Raw genomic sequence first — 15,079 nt, forward strand, 5'->3', positions numbered from 1 at the left:
CTATAAATTAATTTATAACTTATATAAATTAATATAATACCTATATTTACATATTATAAGTATATACAAAAAATGAGTTACTATAAAATACTGAATTTAGAACATTACTTTAAAATGTATAAAAAATCAGTACGCGAACCAAGAAAATTTTGGGATCGTATTGCTGATGAAAATTTCACTTGGTACCAAAAATGGGATAAAGTGTTTGAATTTGATATGCAAGAATCTAAATTCAAGTGGTTTGTTGATGCTAAAGTGAATATTACTAAAAATTGTATTGACCGTCATTTAGCTAAAAGAGGTGAAAAAACTGCAATAATATTTGAACCAAACGATCCAAGCGAAGCAGCGCAACACATTTCTTATAACGAGTTGTATGCTAGAGTTTCAAGAATGGCAAATGTGCTAAGAGAACAAGGTGTTAAAAAGGGAGATCGCGTTTGCATCTATTTACCAATGATTCCTGAATTGGCGGTTTCAGTTTTGGCTTGCGCCAGAATAGGTGCTATACATTCTGTTGTTTTTGCTGGATTTTCTTCTTCAGCAGTTTCTGCCAGAATTAACGACTCCGAATGTAAAATGGTAATCACTTCTGATGGAAGTTACCGAGGAAATAAAGCAATTGATTTAAAAGGCATTGTAGACGAGGCATTAGAAAAATCTCCATGCGTTGAAAAAGTATTGGTTGTAAAAAGAACAAATACCGAAGTAAACATGAAAGAAGGACGCGACCAATGGTTACAACCATTAATGGACGCTGCAGTTCCAAATAATGTAGCAGAAATTATGGATTCCGAAGATCCGTTGTTTATATTATATACTTCAGGATCTACAGGAAAGCCAAAAGGAATGGTTCATACAACAGCTGGTTACATGGTTTATACAGCTTATACCTTTAAAAATATATTCAATTACGAAGAAAATGATGTTTATTGGTGTACTGCAGATATTGGTTGGATTACCGGACATTCGTATATATTATATGGACCATTATTAAACGGTGCAACTACAGTAATTTTTGAAGGAGTTCCATCTTACCCAGATTTTAGTCGTTTTTGGGAAGTAATTGAAAAACATAAAGTTAATCAGTTTTATACTGCACCAACAGCTATTAGAGCACTTGCGAAAGAAAGTTTAGATTATGTTCAAAGATTTCCTTTGAGTTCCTTAAAAGTAATTGGATCTGTTGGAGAACCAATTAACGAAGAGGCTTGGCACTGGTACAATGACCATGTAGGAGGGAAGCGTTGTCCACTTGTAGATACGTGGTGGCAAACAGAAACTGGAGGAATTATGATATCACCAATACCTTTTGTTACTCCAACAAAACCAACCTATGCTTCATTGCCATTACCTGGAATTCAACCCGTTTTGATGGATGAATTACGTAATGAAATAGATGGAAATCAAGTAACAGGTAGTTTGTGTATTAAATTCCCATGGCCTTCTATGGCTAGAAGTATTTGGGGAGATCACCAAAGATATAAGGAAACTTATTTCTCTGCTTTTCCAGGTAAATACTTTACCGGAGATGGTGCTTTGAGAGATGAAGTAGGGTACTATAGAATTACCGGAAGAGTTGATGATGTAATTATTGTTTCTGGACATAATTTAGGTACTGCACCAATTGAAGATGCTATTAACGAGCATCCAGCAGTTGCAGAAAGCGCAATTGTAGGATTTCCACAAGATATTAAAGGAAACGCACTTTATGGTTTTGTGATCTTAAAAGAAGTAGGAGAAAGCAGAAATCATGAAAATCTTGCAAAAGAGATCAACCAATTGATTTCAGATCAAATTGGACCAATCGCAAAATTAGATAAAATTCAGTTTGTTGCCGGTTTGCCAAAAACAAGATCTGGAAAAATCATGCGTAGAATATTAAGAAAAATTGCCGAAGGAGATTTCTCTAATTTTGGAGATACTTCAACTTTATTAAATCCAGAAATTGTGGATCAAATAAAAGATGGTAAAATATAGTTTTTTTTTTTAGAATTCTAAATATCTAAATAATGTTCAATCTAGATTTTAGTTTTAAAAACAATATCGCTAGGGTATAGGCATCATCCGTAGTAGAAACTCGTTCTGTTTTTGGGATTTTATATAAGGTCCCTAATTGTTCAATAGTAAAATTTGCATTGTTGATGTCATTTAGTTTCTTATGCATAATTTCCAAATCTAAGGCTTCATTTTTTAATCGGCCGCAAGCCATTTTTTCAAGAACCTCATTAATCATTTCAACATCAAAATTAATGCGATGCCCAACTAAAGTAGAATTTCCAATATATTCTATGAATTTCTCCATGGCTTGCCATTCTGACATTTTTGGCTGCTCAGATTCTAATAAGAAATCACTAGAAATACCATTATCATGAAGGTATTTGTATTGCGGAATGGTGACTTCAAAAACATCTCCAATACGAATACTATCCTCAATAATTGAAACAGCTCCAAAGGATAATATTACATCTTTTTTTGGATTCAATCCACTAGTTTCAGTGCATAACACAACATAGCGGTTGGACTTATTCTCAAATTTAGTTAAGTATTCTTTCCAAAATTCAGGTGAATTTTTATTGCTGTTCTTTAACCAATCAATCATAAATTAAGAAAATTGTGTTAATTGAATTTTATCTTTAATCAACTCTTCAAGTTCTTTCATTGGAGCTAAAGCATTTTTCAACTTTTCTTTATCTACTTTGCTTAATTCCTCCAAATTAATATACTGCCCAGTATTATCGTTTTTCAAACCTTCTAAAGTTCTAAATTTCGATAACACTAAATAAGCATCGGCACAATTCAAATATACTTCTGAAAATTTAGGATCAATCATCGCTAATTGCTTAAATCTTAAGTAAGTACTGTTTATGCCCTTAATGTTATTACTTAAAATTAATAATCGTGCTCCATCTATTAATGGCATTAATGCTCTTGTTTTGATATCAAATTTACCTTTATGTTCACCATCTTCCTCAATATTAAATTTTTTAAAGAAGTTAAGGGGAGTAGGTTTTTTGATAGTATCATTTCCTAAGTAATCTAAGAAAAGTACTTTGTTTTTTATGTTTGAAAAAATCACATCAGTAAGTTCATCTTCAATTTTTTGTTCACCAAATGCTATTTCGTAGTCAAAGAAAACACTACTAATTTCATTGGTGTTTTCACCTGGAGTATTCATCCAATTCTCATATTGTTTACTCCAGTCTGTCAATGACTTACACCACATCATATTACTAGCCATATGTCCGTTTGGACAATTAATATAACCCACTTTTTCAAGAGTTGCTGTTGCTTTCTTTGCTAATTTTAAAAAGTAGTCTTTAACATCTCGGTATTTCTCTGGAGAAACATCCTCAAAAACTAATATATTGTCTTGATCTGTTAATAATAGCTGTTCTTTTCTACCTTGACTTCCAATACAAAGCCATGCAAAACGGGCAGGAGGTGAGCCTAATTCTAAAATAGCTTGTTCAACTGATCTTTTTACAATTGCTAAAGTAACTTCACCTGCAATACTAGTTATGTGGGTTAACGGTATGTTTTTATTTAAGGAAGACTGAATGATATCAGCCAATTTATTTCTAACTAATTTTAATTCTTTAGCAGTTTGAGATTTTTTAATTTCTTTTAATAGAATACCAGGGTTATTTGCCTGTGCAACAACTAAATCATGTTCAGAAATCACTCCTTTAACCTCTGATTTATCTGTACCATCCTTAGTAACACATAAATGAGTCACCCCATGCTTTAGCATAACCAATTGAGCCTCTGCAACAGAAATATTCTCAGTTACCGTAATTACAGGCGAAGCCATGATTTTACTAATAGAGTTAGTTAATGGAAATCGACCAGTTGCTACTTTAGATCTAAAATCTTTATCGGTTACAATACCAATTGGATTGTTTTGATCGGTAATTAAAGCGCTATCAAACATGTTTTCAGTAACTAATTGAGCAGCATCTTTAATTAAAGTATCGTGACTAATTTTTAAAGGTGTTTTATTGTAATTTAACGACTGAAAATACTGCATATCTGATTGATTGTCAGAATATGAGACATTATCAGATAGTAAAGTGTGATTTTTATTATCTAAACTGTTTTTTGTATTGACTGCAAAACTCTCTAATAGAAAATCTAAAACTGTAGCGTTTTGAGCAACAAAGGGCTTAAAAGTAGCAATAGGAACAGCATAAACAATGCTTTCTTCACGAGCTTTAGCAGTCATTTGGTAATTATTCTTAGCAAAGAAAGGACGCAGACCAAAAATATCTCCAGCGTAACATTTGTTTAATAAAGTTTCTTCAGCATCAGAAATAACTGTAAGATGAATCACTCCAGAAGCTACTACGTAAAAGTCATCGTGCAGCGTGTCATTTATTTGAAACAACGATTTATGCTTTTCTAAATTAATAACACGAATTGTTGAAACTATCTTAAGTAAATCTTCGTAAGATAAATAACTGAACGGTTCGTATTCTTTTAAAAAGTTTGCTATACGTTGGGTAATAGCATTTTCCATAAATTGTGTTTTAAATTGTTTCTATAAATATACTACAAAAATAAGAAAGAAGGAATTATATATAGAGAGGGATGAATAAGTTTACTAACATATTTTTGAACTATTTATCCTAATTAGAACACTTTGTAAAATATTCTATTTTACATAATATAAATTATAGTTCAAATATATAAATTTAATTAATCTAATTCACTAAGTAACTTTATGCGGTATATCTTACCAATAGCAACAGTTAAGCGTGTAATGTAATCCTCTATTAACCAACTTCTGTAGTTTTTTGAAACATTTCCAAGACAAGAACAATACTGCTTAATTCTAAATTCTATATCATCATTAAGTTCTTTAGATAATCTTCTTGCAGAAACTAAATCAATTGTATTTTCAACACAAATTCTTGCATGTTGATCTAAAGATTTGTCAATAATTGTTTTTGCTTTTAAATTTGCTCGAACGGTTAATTTAAATTCTTCCATTATATCCATATGAATATTTTCAGAATTTTTAAATTTTGCAGCCAATTCAGCCGGCATAACATATTTAAAATTACTTTCAATTTCAGCATCATCTCTTAGGTTCTCCAAATAATATTCAGGAGACTTAAATATATGCTGCCAATCAACTGGATTATTCCATAATCCGAATCGTAAAGCGTTATTTCCTAGATCAATAATAGTAAATTCATCTTTATTTGGTAATTTTCTTGATCCGCGACCAATCATCTGAAAATAAAGCGTTAACGATTTTGTTGCTCTATTTAATATGATACTTTCAACTGTTGGTTCGTCAAATCCTGTTGTTAATATTCCTACTGATGTTAATATTGCATCTGGAGTTTTCTTAAACCAACTTAAAATTTCTTTTCGATCCTCTGCAGATGTAGTATTATCTAGGTGTCTAATGTTAAATCCTGCTTGCTTAAAGGTTTCATACACATGTATTGAGGTATGAATTCCGTTATTGAAAATAAGTGTTTTCTTTCCTAATGATTTCTCTGTATATGCATGCAATAACTTTTCTTGCATTACCATATTTGTATATAAATCTTCGGATGATTTAACGGTGTAATCTCCGTTAATCCCTACTTTTAAAGAAGTTAGCCCTACATCATAACTATATGTAGTTGCTTTTGCCAAAAATCCTTTATCTATTAGATTTTGAATAGTGTCTCCAACAATAAGTTCGTTGTAATTTTTATACATCGGTAACTTAATATTTGAACTAAGTGGCGTTGCTGTAACTCCTAATATAAATGCATTACTAAAAGCACTAAATAACTTCCTAAATGAATTAAAGTGAGCCTCGTCAATTATCAGTAAACCAACATCTTGTATTTTTAATTTATCATCGTTGAGTCGATTTTTCAATGTCTCAATCATCGCCACAAAACACGAATATTCATCTTGATCTGGAAGTTCTTTAATGGCGCTATTTATTACCTTATTTTTTACTTCAAAATCCTTTAACATTTTAGAAGTTTGCTTACAAAGCTCTATTCGATGAGTCAATACCACCACTTTTTTATTGTGTTGCACTAAATACCTTCTTGTGATTTCAGAAAAAATCACGGTTTTACCTCCGCCTGTAGGCAATTGATACAATAAATGATAATTGGAAGGAGCTTTATCTATTCGCTCAAAAATCTTATCTATGTCACCTTTTTGATAACCATAGAGTTCTTTTTTTTCTTCAATTTCAAGAAGTAGCTCTTTTTTTGACATAGTAAATTTTACAATTTTGCAAAACTACATCTAAAAAAAGGTTTCACCATAATTATTTTGAATTATTCTACAAATAATCTAATTTTTCGAGTATTATTTGAAATTCTATACTATTAAACCAATTTTGATCTATTGTTTTATAATGAATACCCACTACTCTACTTTTAAATTCAGCAGTAATTCCTTTTTCATTCATATAAAATACCGCCTGATTAAAAGAGGTAAACATACTTTTATAGAAAGCTTCTTGTTTTATTTCTTTTTCTGAAGAATAAGTTTGCGCAATCTCAATTGTATAAAGCATAAAATCCGCAACTAAATAAGCATCCATGCCCAGTGAAATGAAATGTTTAATATATTTTTGAGCAACCGACCGACGCAATTTTGATTTTTTTCCTTTAATAGGATAATATTCATTGGTAACTTTAAGTTTGGCTTCTTTAATTAATTTGTTTTCATTTGGATTAAAAGCAAAATCATAATACACCTTTACTTCTTTAAATTTATCATACAACTCCATGATTTGCTCTTCAAGTTGCGTTTTATTTAATTCGGATAAATACTTTTTTAAATCTCGTTTACTCATATTAAATGCTAAATTATTGTAAAAGTAACCTACTTTATTGTATTAATTCTATTGTTATTACTTAATTTTACAACCTCAATTAAATTATTTATGATTAAGATCTTTAAGGTAACAGCAATTTTAGAGGGATTTTCTTATATTTTCCTTTTAGCGAATATGGTAATTAACAAACATTCGAATCCTGAATTATATAAAATGCTATTATTTCCAATTGGTATGAGCCACGGTATTTTATTTATTGGATATATTTACTTGACTTTTATTTTAAAAGCGAGACAAAATTGGATGTTAAAAGATATAGCTATAATTATTTTAGGTTCATTAATTCCGCTTGGAGCTTTCTTTATCGAAAAAAAATACTTAAAAAATGCATAATTTTTTAGAAAAAATATTCGGTTGGTTGTATCCCTTACTTCGTAAGATTTCAATTGGAGATCTTACTGCAGCTTATATTAGTTTGGTTATAAACATATTTATATTGTGTGTTATTGCCTACGTGATTTATGTGATTTTCAGATTGGTTTTAGTGGCGTTAATGGCCATTATTGCAAGAAAAACAAAAACTCACTTTGATGACTTATTGGTTTCTAATCAAACAGCTAAGTACATCGCACATTTAATTCCGTTTTTATTTATATACAAATCGGTGCCCATTATTTTAGAAAATTATGATTATTGGGAGTCGGTTTTTGGTAAAATGGTTGGTATTTACATTGTTTTATTATCACTTTGGATTGTAAGAAGTATATTAAAAGCAATGAGCGAATATCTAAAAGATAAACCAAGATTAAGTGATAAACCTATTGATAGTTATATTCAAGTTATCATGATTATTTTATGGATATTTTGCATCGGAATTATTATTTCTAAAATATTTGACATCAATTTAAACACATTATTTGGAGTTCTTGGAGCGATTTCGGCAATTATATTATTAATTTTTAGAGATACTATTTTAGGATTTGTTGCAAGTGTTCAGGTTTCGTTAAACGATATGGTGCGAATTGGAGATTGGATAACCTTCGATAAATATGGTGCTGATGGTGATGTAATTGAAATTAATTTGGCCACTGTAAAAGTTAGAAATTTTGATAATACTACTACCACTATCCCTACTTACAGCCTAATATCAGATTCTTTTAGAAACTGGCGCGGAATGCTTAACTCAGACGGAAGGCGTATTAAAAGACATATTTTAGTTAAGGCAAAAAGTATTCGATTCCTTTCAGATAATGAATTGAATAAATTAAAAAGAATTCAGCTTATAGCGGATTATATTGATAGCCGTCAAATTGATATAAATAAATTTAATGCTTCAAATAATGTCGATAAATCATTAGCTATAAACGGAAGAAATATTACCAATTTTGGTTTATATAGAAAGTATATTACTCGTTATTTAGAAACACATCCAGGTATAAACAAGGATATGATTTTGCTTTGTAGACAATTACAACCTACATCACAAGGCATGCCTCTTGAGATTTATGCCTTTTCAAAAGATCAACGATTTGAGCAATACGAACACATTATGGCTGATATTTTTGATCATATCATTGCCTCTATTGCCTATTTTGATTTAGAATTGTTTGAAATTACTACAGAAAAATCAAATTAAATTATTCTTTAATCTATCTTCAACATACTCTATTTTAGTCTTTCCATGTGCTTGAGGTTTACCTTCAATACTCACGCTAACCATAGTAATTCGATCAATTGTAATAATAGTTTCTTTAGTCATCATATTTCTAACTTCACAAGTTAGTGTTAATGATGTTGTGCCAAATTTTATTACATCAATCCCAATTTCAACAATATCTCCTTGTTTTGCAGAGCTACGAAAATTAATTTCCGACATGTGCTTGGTTACAATTCTTGGGCTTTCTAATTGGATAATAGCATATAAAGCTATTTCTTCGTCAATCCAAGCTAAAAGTCTACCTCCAAACAAAGTACTATTTGGATTTAAATCTTCTGGCTTAACCCATTTTCTAGTGTGAAATCTCATTGTTATTATTGTTGAATTTAGAATTAATCTTCGTCTTGATCGCTATCTTTTTGTGTTGGGTTTTCATTAGAAACAGAAGTTCTTATTTCAGTATGTCTTATTTCACCTCCAGTTGTACCTGTTTTTTGCGCAAGATATACCCCAATTGATGCCAATATTATTACAATATAGCTTGTAATTTTTGATCTAGAATTATTCTTTAAATTTAAATATAATCCTGCAATTGAAATTGCACCTATAACATATAAAACTATAGCAAGTTTCTCTGCAATTTCTTCATGATCGTGGATAATTCTTTTACCTACATTTGGCATTTCTTCAACTAACTCCTCTGCACCTTCTCCTGTTGACATAGAAGCAATTGCAAAAACTGCGGCTACAATAAACAACCCGTAGGCAGTATTTATAACACTTTTATTTTTTAATACTACTCCAAAAAGTAGGATTCCCAATCCTAAAATTAATCCAATAATAGGAAAGTGGTTTACCACCATATGTATGTGTGCATCATTCATGATATAAAAAATTAAATTAGTAACTTACTATAAAGTTAATAAAATTATTTTACATAAAGGAAATTATTAAAGTTAAATTTCAGTATAAATAACGACCTTGATGAACAGTTGAAAATTTATTTGCTTGACTACAATAGCCCACTGTATTTTCTAATAAACCATTCGCTTGCAAGTGTAATTGAAATAAGTAGCAATAACCAATACCAATCAATAAAAGGTGTTTTTTTGATAATGGCTTTTTCTATCGCTTTATAATTAGGGTTTTCAAGTAGATTTTTGATTAACTCGTCAACTTGATTTGGAACATACACAACTCCCTTTGTTTGCGAAGCTAATTGCTTTAATTTTGACAAATCTGGATTAACAAATTGTTTTTCAATGTCAAAATCAATAATTTCAAATGTGTTTGAATACGAAGAATTTGAGTTCAATTCTTTTAATGTAAAGGAATAACTACCAGGAGTCAATCCATCTAAATTGACTTTAAAATTAGAAGTCGCTTTTAATAAATCATACTTCTTGATTTGTTTTGTTTTTATATTAGTAACTGCTATTGTTAATCTTGCTTTTTCATCTAATTCGTAATTTTTATTGAAATATTGCGCAGTAATTTCAATAGATTCGCCCGAATTATAAAACCGTTCGTGGTTTACAATTAGTGATTTTCTAGAATCATTTGAAGCCAAAAACTGAATGGTTTTATCTATAAATACATCAAATTCATCAAAAGATTTTTTACTTACAAAACTTTCAGCACGCCACTTCCAGATGTTCTCACCAAATAAATAGGCACTTCGTTTTCCAAGATTTTCAGAATAAGCTAATAATGGTGCATTTGTAGAAACATTACGAATGCTAGAATTCAATAATACAAAAACAGTTGGTTTGGTTGTAATTGTGCCAAAAGGATTTTCTAATGGAGGAAAATTTTCAAAACCTAAATTATCAATAGCAAACAAATTAAAATTAGTATTGAAATTGGCTAAATAATCTTCTTTTTGGGAAGACATTTTGAATTCAAAATCAGATTGGTATTGATTTAAAAAATTAAAATCTGTTTTATTACCAGTAATAATAAATGAGTTTATTTTAAAATTTTTATTTAACTCAAATACTGATTTAAATTCGGCTGTAGGTTGATATAATATAAGTACATTATAATTTCCAATAGCATTTATTTGATTCGGCTTAAGGATGGTAACCTTACGTTGAGCATTGGTTTCAATTGAGCGTTTTAAAGCACCTAAATCAGGATGATTAATTGTATAAATTATTGCAATTTCTGATTTTTGATCCAGCACTTCAACTGCAAATTTCTTGCTATTATTGTAGGTGTTTTTCTCTGTTTCTGACGAGGTGATTTTTGCGGTATAAAGCTGCACACCTGTTTTATTTGCAGGTAATAATACATTTACAATTTCTGATTTTTTATTTGGTGAAAAAGAAATATTCTGACTTATAAAAGTTTCGTTTCCTTGCGAGATAGTAAATTTAGCAGAAACTGATTTTGTACCAGCATATTGTAAAAATACCTCTGCAGGGAATTTGTTCTTATGAAATGCGTATTTATTTACATTTATTGTATTTATTTTTAAATCCAAATAAGTTGTTGTATCACCAACTACAATTGGGTAAACTTTATTATTAGAATCAAAACTAAAAACATAATCACTTCCTGATGTTTGATTTCCATCTGTAATCAAGACAGTAGGAAAAGTTCTATTCTTGTAAATGCTTTTTAAATTGTCTGCTACAAGATCAATTTTAGTTTCCTTTCCTTTAAAATCAAAAGATTCGGCTGATTGAAAATCGGAATCAAAACCATACGATTGAATGTCAAATTTTTGATTTAAATCAGAATTAGAAATCAATTTTTCATAAATCTCTTTTGCAGATGTAGCCGCTTTTAAGTCGAATATAGAAGCCGAATTATCGACCACAATTGGAAGCGGTGTTTTTATTGTTTCAAATGAACTTCTTGTAATGATTGGGTTTATCAATAACAACAAGATTCCAAAAACGGATATAAAACGCAACAAAGCCAAAAGCTTAGTCGTTTTAGACCTGCTTTTGGCTTTGTAAAAATATTGAAAATAAGATAATCCACTTGCTATTAAAACAGAAAGAAGAATTAATAAAACAGTAGATGTATTCATTATTTGGTTTATTTCAAAATTCTGTTAGAACTCATTGCGGCTATTAGGTTAACATTCCTCCGCATACATTTAATACTTGTCCTGAAACATAAGCACTCATATCTGAAGCAAAATATAAACAAGCATTAGCAACATCTTCGGGAGTTCCTCCACGTTTTAATGGAATTGAATCCCTCCAACCTTGAACCACATCAGCATTCAATTTAGCCGTCATTTCAGTTTCAATAAAACCTGGAGCAATTGCATTGCAACGAATATTTCTTGATCCTAATTCTAAGGCAATAGATTTAGTAAATCCAATCATTCCAGCTTTAGAAGCAGCATAATTTGCTTGTCCGGCATTACCCTTCACTCCTACTACACTACTCATATTTACAATAGAGCCACTACGGTTTTTAAGCATGATTTTTTGAACTGCCTTGGTCATGTTAAATACCGATTTCAAGTTGATTTCAATCACATTGTCAAAATCTTCTTCACTCATTCGCATTAATAAATTATCCTTGGTTATTCCCGCATTGTTAATTAATACATCTACCGTTCCAAAATCTTCTAATACGGAATCAACTAATTGTAGCGCTTCGTTAAAATCAGCAGCATTTGATTTGTATCCTTTTGCTTTAACACCTAAAGCGTTTAATTCATTTTCTAAAGCCATTGCAGATTCTGCAGATGAACTATAAGTAAATGCTACATTAGCACCATGTTGTGCAAATACTTTTGCAATTCCACTTCCTATTCCACGACTTGCGCCAGTTATTATAGCGACCTTTCCTTCCAATAATTTCATATGAATAATAGTATTTATTTTGTTTATTGAATTGCAAATATAAGAAATACAATTAAAGTAGTTTAGTTGCAATTTGGAATTAAATATGCTATATTGCTTTTAATTATATTTAAAAATTAATCAAGTAAATAAATTTTTATATTGCATTAGATTAAACCTATTTAAACTTTTGTAGTCTTAATATATATAAACCAAATAAAATAATCCTATGAAAGTATTAAAGTATTTATTTTTAGCATCAATCACATTAGTATCTTGTAGCAAATCAGATGATTACCAATCTGTTCAAGATTATCCCAATGTAAAAGCAGCTTTTGGTTCAAAAATTGATTTAGATAACTTATTAAATTATCAAAATCAATTCATTCCGTCCTACATTACTAAAGACAATTCATTTGTAAATCCTATTACTAATAAAGGTGCAACTTTAGGTAGAGTATTGTTTTATGATAAAAAATTATCTTCTAATAATACTATTTCATGTGCTAGTTGTCATCAACAAGCTAATGCTTTTAGTGATGTTGCAGTAGCTAGTGTAGGTGTTAACGGAACAACAGGAAGACACGCAATGCGTTTAATAAATTCAAGATTTTCAAATGAAAGTAAATTTTTCTGGGATGAAAGAGCTGCGTCATTAGAAGCTCAAACTACGCAACCAATTAGAAACCATGGAGAAATGGGATATAGTGGAACAAATGGCGATCAATCTTTTAGTGATTTGATTTCAAAACTTAGTAATATTGGCTATTACAAAGAATTATTTCAATATGTATATGGATCTGAAGAAATTACAGAAAGTAGAATGCAACTTGCATTAGGACAATTTATTAGAAGTATACAATCATTTGATTCTAAATATGATGTTGGTAGAGCTTCTGCAAATAATGATAATCAGCCATTTTCAAATTATACAGCGCAAGAAAATACAGGAAAAAATTTGTTTTTAACTGCTCCAGTTTTTGATGCAACAGGTAACAGAACCTCTGGTGGTTTAGGGTGTGCGGGTTGTCATGCTGCACCTGAATTTGATATTGATCCAAACACAAGAAACAATGGTATAATTGGCAGTATTGGAAGTAATACTTTAGATTTATTAAATACTAGATCTCCATCATTAAGAGATTTAGTAAAAGTAGATGGCACAACAAATGGACCAATGATGCATACGGGTGTAATTACTACATTGCAAGCAGCTATTGGACATTACGGAACAATAAATCTTGCACCGGGAAATACTAATTTAGATCCAAGGTTAAGACCAAATGGTTTTGGACAACAATTACATTTAACTGCACCTGAAGTTAACGCTGTTGTGGCTTTTATAAGAACTTTATCTGGTACTGCAGTTTATACTGATCCAAAATGGTCTAACCCATTTCCTAATTAATAAATATAAAGCATAAAAAAAGCCCTACAAATTGTAGGGCTTTTTTTTATCAAATAATATTAGAATTAACCTAATACTTCTTTTACCTTTTTACCAATTTCTGCAGGAGAATCTACCACGTGAATTCCGCATTCTCTCATGATACGTTTTTTAGCTTCTGCTGTATCATCAGCTCCGCCAACAATAGCACCAGCGTGACCCATTGTACGACCTTTAGGAGCAGTTTCACCTGCAATAAATCCAACAACTGGTTTACGGTTTCCATCTGCTTTAATCCATTTTGCAGCATCAGCTTCAAGTTGTCCTCCAATTTCACCAATCATTACGATACAATTAGTTTCTGGATCATTCATTAATAATTCAACTGCTTGTTTAGTTGTAGTTCCAATAATTGGATCACCACCAATTCCAATTGCAGTTGTAATTCCTAATCCTTGTTTTACCACTTGATCAGCAGCTTCATAAGTTAAAGTACCTGATTTAGATACAATTCCAACTGAACCTTTTTTGAAAACAAAACCTGGCATAATTCCAACTTTTGCTTCACCTGGAGTAATTACACCAGGACAGTTTGGACCAATTAAACGACAGTTTCTATCTTTTATATAATCATAAGCTTTAATCATATCTGCAACAGGAATACCTTCAGTAATACAAATAATTACTTTGATCCCTGCATCAGCAGCTTCCATTATTGCATCGGCAGCAAATGCTGGCGGAACAAAAATAATTGTAGTATCAGCTCCTGCTTTTACAACTGCATCTTTTACAGTATTAAACACAGGGCGATCCAAATGTGTAGAACCACCTTTTCCTGGAGTAACTCCTCCAACCACATTGGTTCCGTATTCAATCATTTGCTGTGCATGAAAAGTACCTTCACTTCCAGTAAATCCTTGAACTATTATTTTTGAATCTTTATTAACTAAAACGCTCATGTTAGATATATTAAATTATTTTTATTTTTTCGTGTTGCAAAAGTATAAAATAGTAATTAGTATTTTTATTAAAAATTGCTAAATTTCTATATATTTTATTAATTAAATTGGCTCATTTGATAACCTCTATATAATTTGCCATCTTTAATTTCCCAAATGACAAAAAAATGCGCCAATAACATTTCTTCCCTTGGATTTTCAAATGTTTTTACAAAATGAGAATAACGAACTGAAACCATTTGACCTTCGGCAACAATATGAGTAATTCTCATTTTAGATCGTACATAGGCTTTGCTTAAATCTGCAGTTAAATTTAATACATCCTCGCGATTCATTTGTACAAATCCTTTACTGCTGTTCCATTCAATTATTAAATCGGGATGTAAAAATTCATTTACTTCTGACTGATTTAATAGTAAATCATTTTTATAAAAATCTAATACTAATTCTTTTGGTTTCATA

Annotated in this window: 14 protein-coding genes; 4 read left to right on the top strand and 10 right to left on the bottom strand. The window is 30.4% G+C overall.

The window, feature by feature from the left end; translation table 11 throughout:
• Positions 1 to 72: 72 nt before the first annotated feature.
• Positions 73 to 1,980 (top strand): acetate--CoA ligase, encoded by a 1,908-nt coding sequence (acs, locus tag ABWO08_RS09290; RefSeq protein WP_353085420.1) that lies wholly within the window; start codon positions 73 to 75, stop codon positions 1,978 to 1,980.
• A 25-nt stretch (positions 1,981 to 2,005) separates the two neighbouring features.
• Here the strand turns inward: acs and ABWO08_RS09295 are convergent, their stop codons facing one another.
• The 4 genes from ABWO08_RS09295 to ABWO08_RS09310 form a co-directional block, all read right to left on the bottom strand.
• On the bottom strand, positions 2,006 to 2,602 hold the full coding sequence (locus ABWO08_RS09295) for a 3'-5' exonuclease (RefSeq protein ID WP_353085422.1): 597 nt from the start codon (positions 2,600 to 2,602) through the stop codon (positions 2,006 to 2,008).
• Between the two features lie 3 nt (positions 2,603 to 2,605).
• Positions 2,606 to 4,519, bottom strand: coding sequence for a DUF294 nucleotidyltransferase-like domain-containing protein (locus tag ABWO08_RS09300; RefSeq protein ID WP_353085423.1), 1,914 nt, complete (start codon positions 4,517 to 4,519; stop codon positions 2,606 to 2,608).
• A gap of 179 nt (positions 4,520 to 4,698) precedes the next feature.
• Positions 4,699 to 6,237: a DEAD/DEAH box helicase gene (locus ABWO08_RS09305; protein WP_353085425.1), complete on the bottom strand. Its 1,539-nt coding sequence runs from the start codon at positions 6,235 to 6,237 to the stop codon at positions 4,699 to 4,701.
• Positions 6,238 to 6,304: 67 nt separating this feature from the next.
• The gene (locus ABWO08_RS09310) at positions 6,305 to 6,823 is read right to left on the bottom strand and encodes a DUF6155 family protein (RefSeq protein ID WP_353085426.1); all 519 of its coding nucleotides are present in this window, start codon (positions 6,821 to 6,823) and stop codon (positions 6,305 to 6,307) included.
• 90 nt (positions 6,824 to 6,913) lie between these two features.
• Here ABWO08_RS09310 and ABWO08_RS09315 point away from each other — a divergent pair, with 90 nt between their 5' ends.
• Entirely contained in the window at positions 6,914 to 7,198 is a 285-nt protein-coding gene (locus ABWO08_RS09315) for a DUF3817 domain-containing protein (protein ID WP_353085427.1), read from the top strand.
• Positions 7,191 to 8,441, top strand: a complete 1,251-nt coding sequence (locus ABWO08_RS09320) for a mechanosensitive ion channel family protein (protein ID WP_353085429.1) — start codon at positions 7,191 to 7,193, stop codon at positions 8,439 to 8,441. Before ABWO08_RS09315 ends, ABWO08_RS09320 begins: the two co-directional genes overlap by 8 nt.
• Here ABWO08_RS09320 and ABWO08_RS09325 read toward each other — a convergent pair.
• From ABWO08_RS09325 to fabG, 4 genes are all read right to left on the bottom strand, one after another.
• Entirely contained in the window at positions 8,433 to 8,831 is a 399-nt protein-coding gene (locus ABWO08_RS09325; RefSeq protein WP_353085431.1) for an acyl-CoA thioesterase, read from the bottom strand. The genes ABWO08_RS09320 and ABWO08_RS09325 overlap by 9 nt on opposite strands.
• Before the next feature lie 23 nt (positions 8,832 to 8,854).
• The gene (locus ABWO08_RS09330; RefSeq protein ID WP_353085433.1) at positions 8,855 to 9,346 is read right to left on the bottom strand and encodes a hypothetical protein; all 492 of its coding nucleotides are present in this window, start codon (positions 9,344 to 9,346) and stop codon (positions 8,855 to 8,857) included.
• A 128-nt stretch (positions 9,347 to 9,474) separates the two neighbouring features.
• Positions 9,475 to 11,502, bottom strand: coding sequence for a hypothetical protein (locus ABWO08_RS09335; protein WP_353085435.1), 2,028 nt, complete (start codon positions 11,500 to 11,502; stop codon positions 9,475 to 9,477).
• A gap of 43 nt (positions 11,503 to 11,545) precedes the next feature.
• Positions 11,546 to 12,292, bottom strand: a complete 747-nt coding sequence (fabG, locus tag ABWO08_RS09340) for a 3-oxoacyl-[acyl-carrier-protein] reductase (protein WP_353085437.1) — start codon at positions 12,290 to 12,292, stop codon at positions 11,546 to 11,548.
• Between the two features lie 208 nt (positions 12,293 to 12,500).
• Between fabG and ABWO08_RS09345 the strand changes: the two genes are divergently transcribed.
• The gene (locus ABWO08_RS09345) at positions 12,501 to 13,679 is read left to right on the top strand and encodes a cytochrome-c peroxidase (protein ID WP_353085439.1); all 1,179 of its coding nucleotides are present in this window, start codon (positions 12,501 to 12,503) and stop codon (positions 13,677 to 13,679) included.
• 65 nt (positions 13,680 to 13,744) lie between these two features.
• On the opposite strand, the gene sucD is transcribed toward ABWO08_RS09345, so the two are convergent.
• Together sucD and ABWO08_RS09355 are read right to left on the bottom strand one after the other, a co-directional pair.
• The gene (sucD, locus tag ABWO08_RS09350; RefSeq protein ID WP_353085441.1) at positions 13,745 to 14,617 is read right to left on the bottom strand and encodes a succinate--CoA ligase subunit alpha; all 873 of its coding nucleotides are present in this window, start codon (positions 14,615 to 14,617) and stop codon (positions 13,745 to 13,747) included.
• A gap of 98 nt (positions 14,618 to 14,715) precedes the next feature.
• The gene (locus ABWO08_RS09355) at positions 14,716 to 15,078 is read right to left on the bottom strand and encodes a nuclear transport factor 2 family protein (RefSeq protein ID WP_353085443.1); all 363 of its coding nucleotides are present in this window, start codon (positions 15,076 to 15,078) and stop codon (positions 14,716 to 14,718) included.
• Position 15,079: the final 1 nt, after the last annotated feature.

The sequence above is a fragment of the Flavobacterium sp. genome, from assembly GCF_040383245.1.
Lineage (GTDB): Bacteria > Bacteroidota > Bacteroidia > Flavobacteriales > Flavobacteriaceae > Flavobacterium.

Excerpts from the sequence above, each read along its gene's own strand:
- acs (WP_353085420.1), top strand. The coding sequence starts at position 73 with ATGAGTTACTATAAAATACTGAATTTAGAACATTACTTTAAAATGTAT.
- ABWO08_RS09295 (WP_353085422.1), bottom strand. The coding sequence starts at position 2,602 with ATGATTGATTGGTTAAAGAACAGCAATAAAAATTCACCTGAATTTTGG.
- ABWO08_RS09300 (WP_353085423.1), bottom strand. The coding sequence starts at position 4,519 with ATGGAAAATGCTATTACCCAACGTATAGCAAACTTTTTAAAAGAATAC.
- ABWO08_RS09305 (WP_353085425.1), bottom strand. The coding sequence starts at position 6,237 with ATGTCAAAAAAAGAGCTACTTCTTGAAATTGAAGAAAAAAAAGAACTC.
- ABWO08_RS09310 (WP_353085426.1), bottom strand. The coding sequence starts at position 6,823 with ATGAGTAAACGAGATTTAAAAAAGTATTTATCCGAATTAAATAAAACG.
- ABWO08_RS09315 (WP_353085427.1), top strand. The coding sequence starts at position 6,914 with ATGATTAAGATCTTTAAGGTAACAGCAATTTTAGAGGGATTTTCTTAT.
- ABWO08_RS09320 (WP_353085429.1), top strand. The coding sequence starts at position 7,191 with ATGCATAATTTTTTAGAAAAAATATTCGGTTGGTTGTATCCCTTACTT.
- ABWO08_RS09325 (WP_353085431.1), bottom strand. The coding sequence starts at position 8,831 with ATGAGATTTCACACTAGAAAATGGGTTAAGCCAGAAGATTTAAATCCA.
- ABWO08_RS09330 (WP_353085433.1), bottom strand. The coding sequence starts at position 9,346 with ATGAATGATGCACACATACATATGGTGGTAAACCACTTTCCTATTATT.
- ABWO08_RS09335 (WP_353085435.1), bottom strand. The coding sequence starts at position 11,502 with ATGAATACATCTACTGTTTTATTAATTCTTCTTTCTGTTTTAATAGCA.
- fabG (WP_353085437.1), bottom strand. The coding sequence starts at position 12,292 with ATGAAATTATTGGAAGGAAAGGTCGCTATAATAACTGGCGCAAGTCGT.
- ABWO08_RS09345 (WP_353085439.1), top strand. The coding sequence starts at position 12,501 with ATGAAAGTATTAAAGTATTTATTTTTAGCATCAATCACATTAGTATCT.
- sucD (WP_353085441.1), bottom strand. The coding sequence starts at position 14,617 with ATGAGCGTTTTAGTTAATAAAGATTCAAAAATAATAGTTCAAGGATTT.
- ABWO08_RS09355 (WP_353085443.1), bottom strand. The coding sequence starts at position 15,078 with ATGAAACCAAAAGAATTAGTATTAGATTTTTATAAAAATGATTTACTA.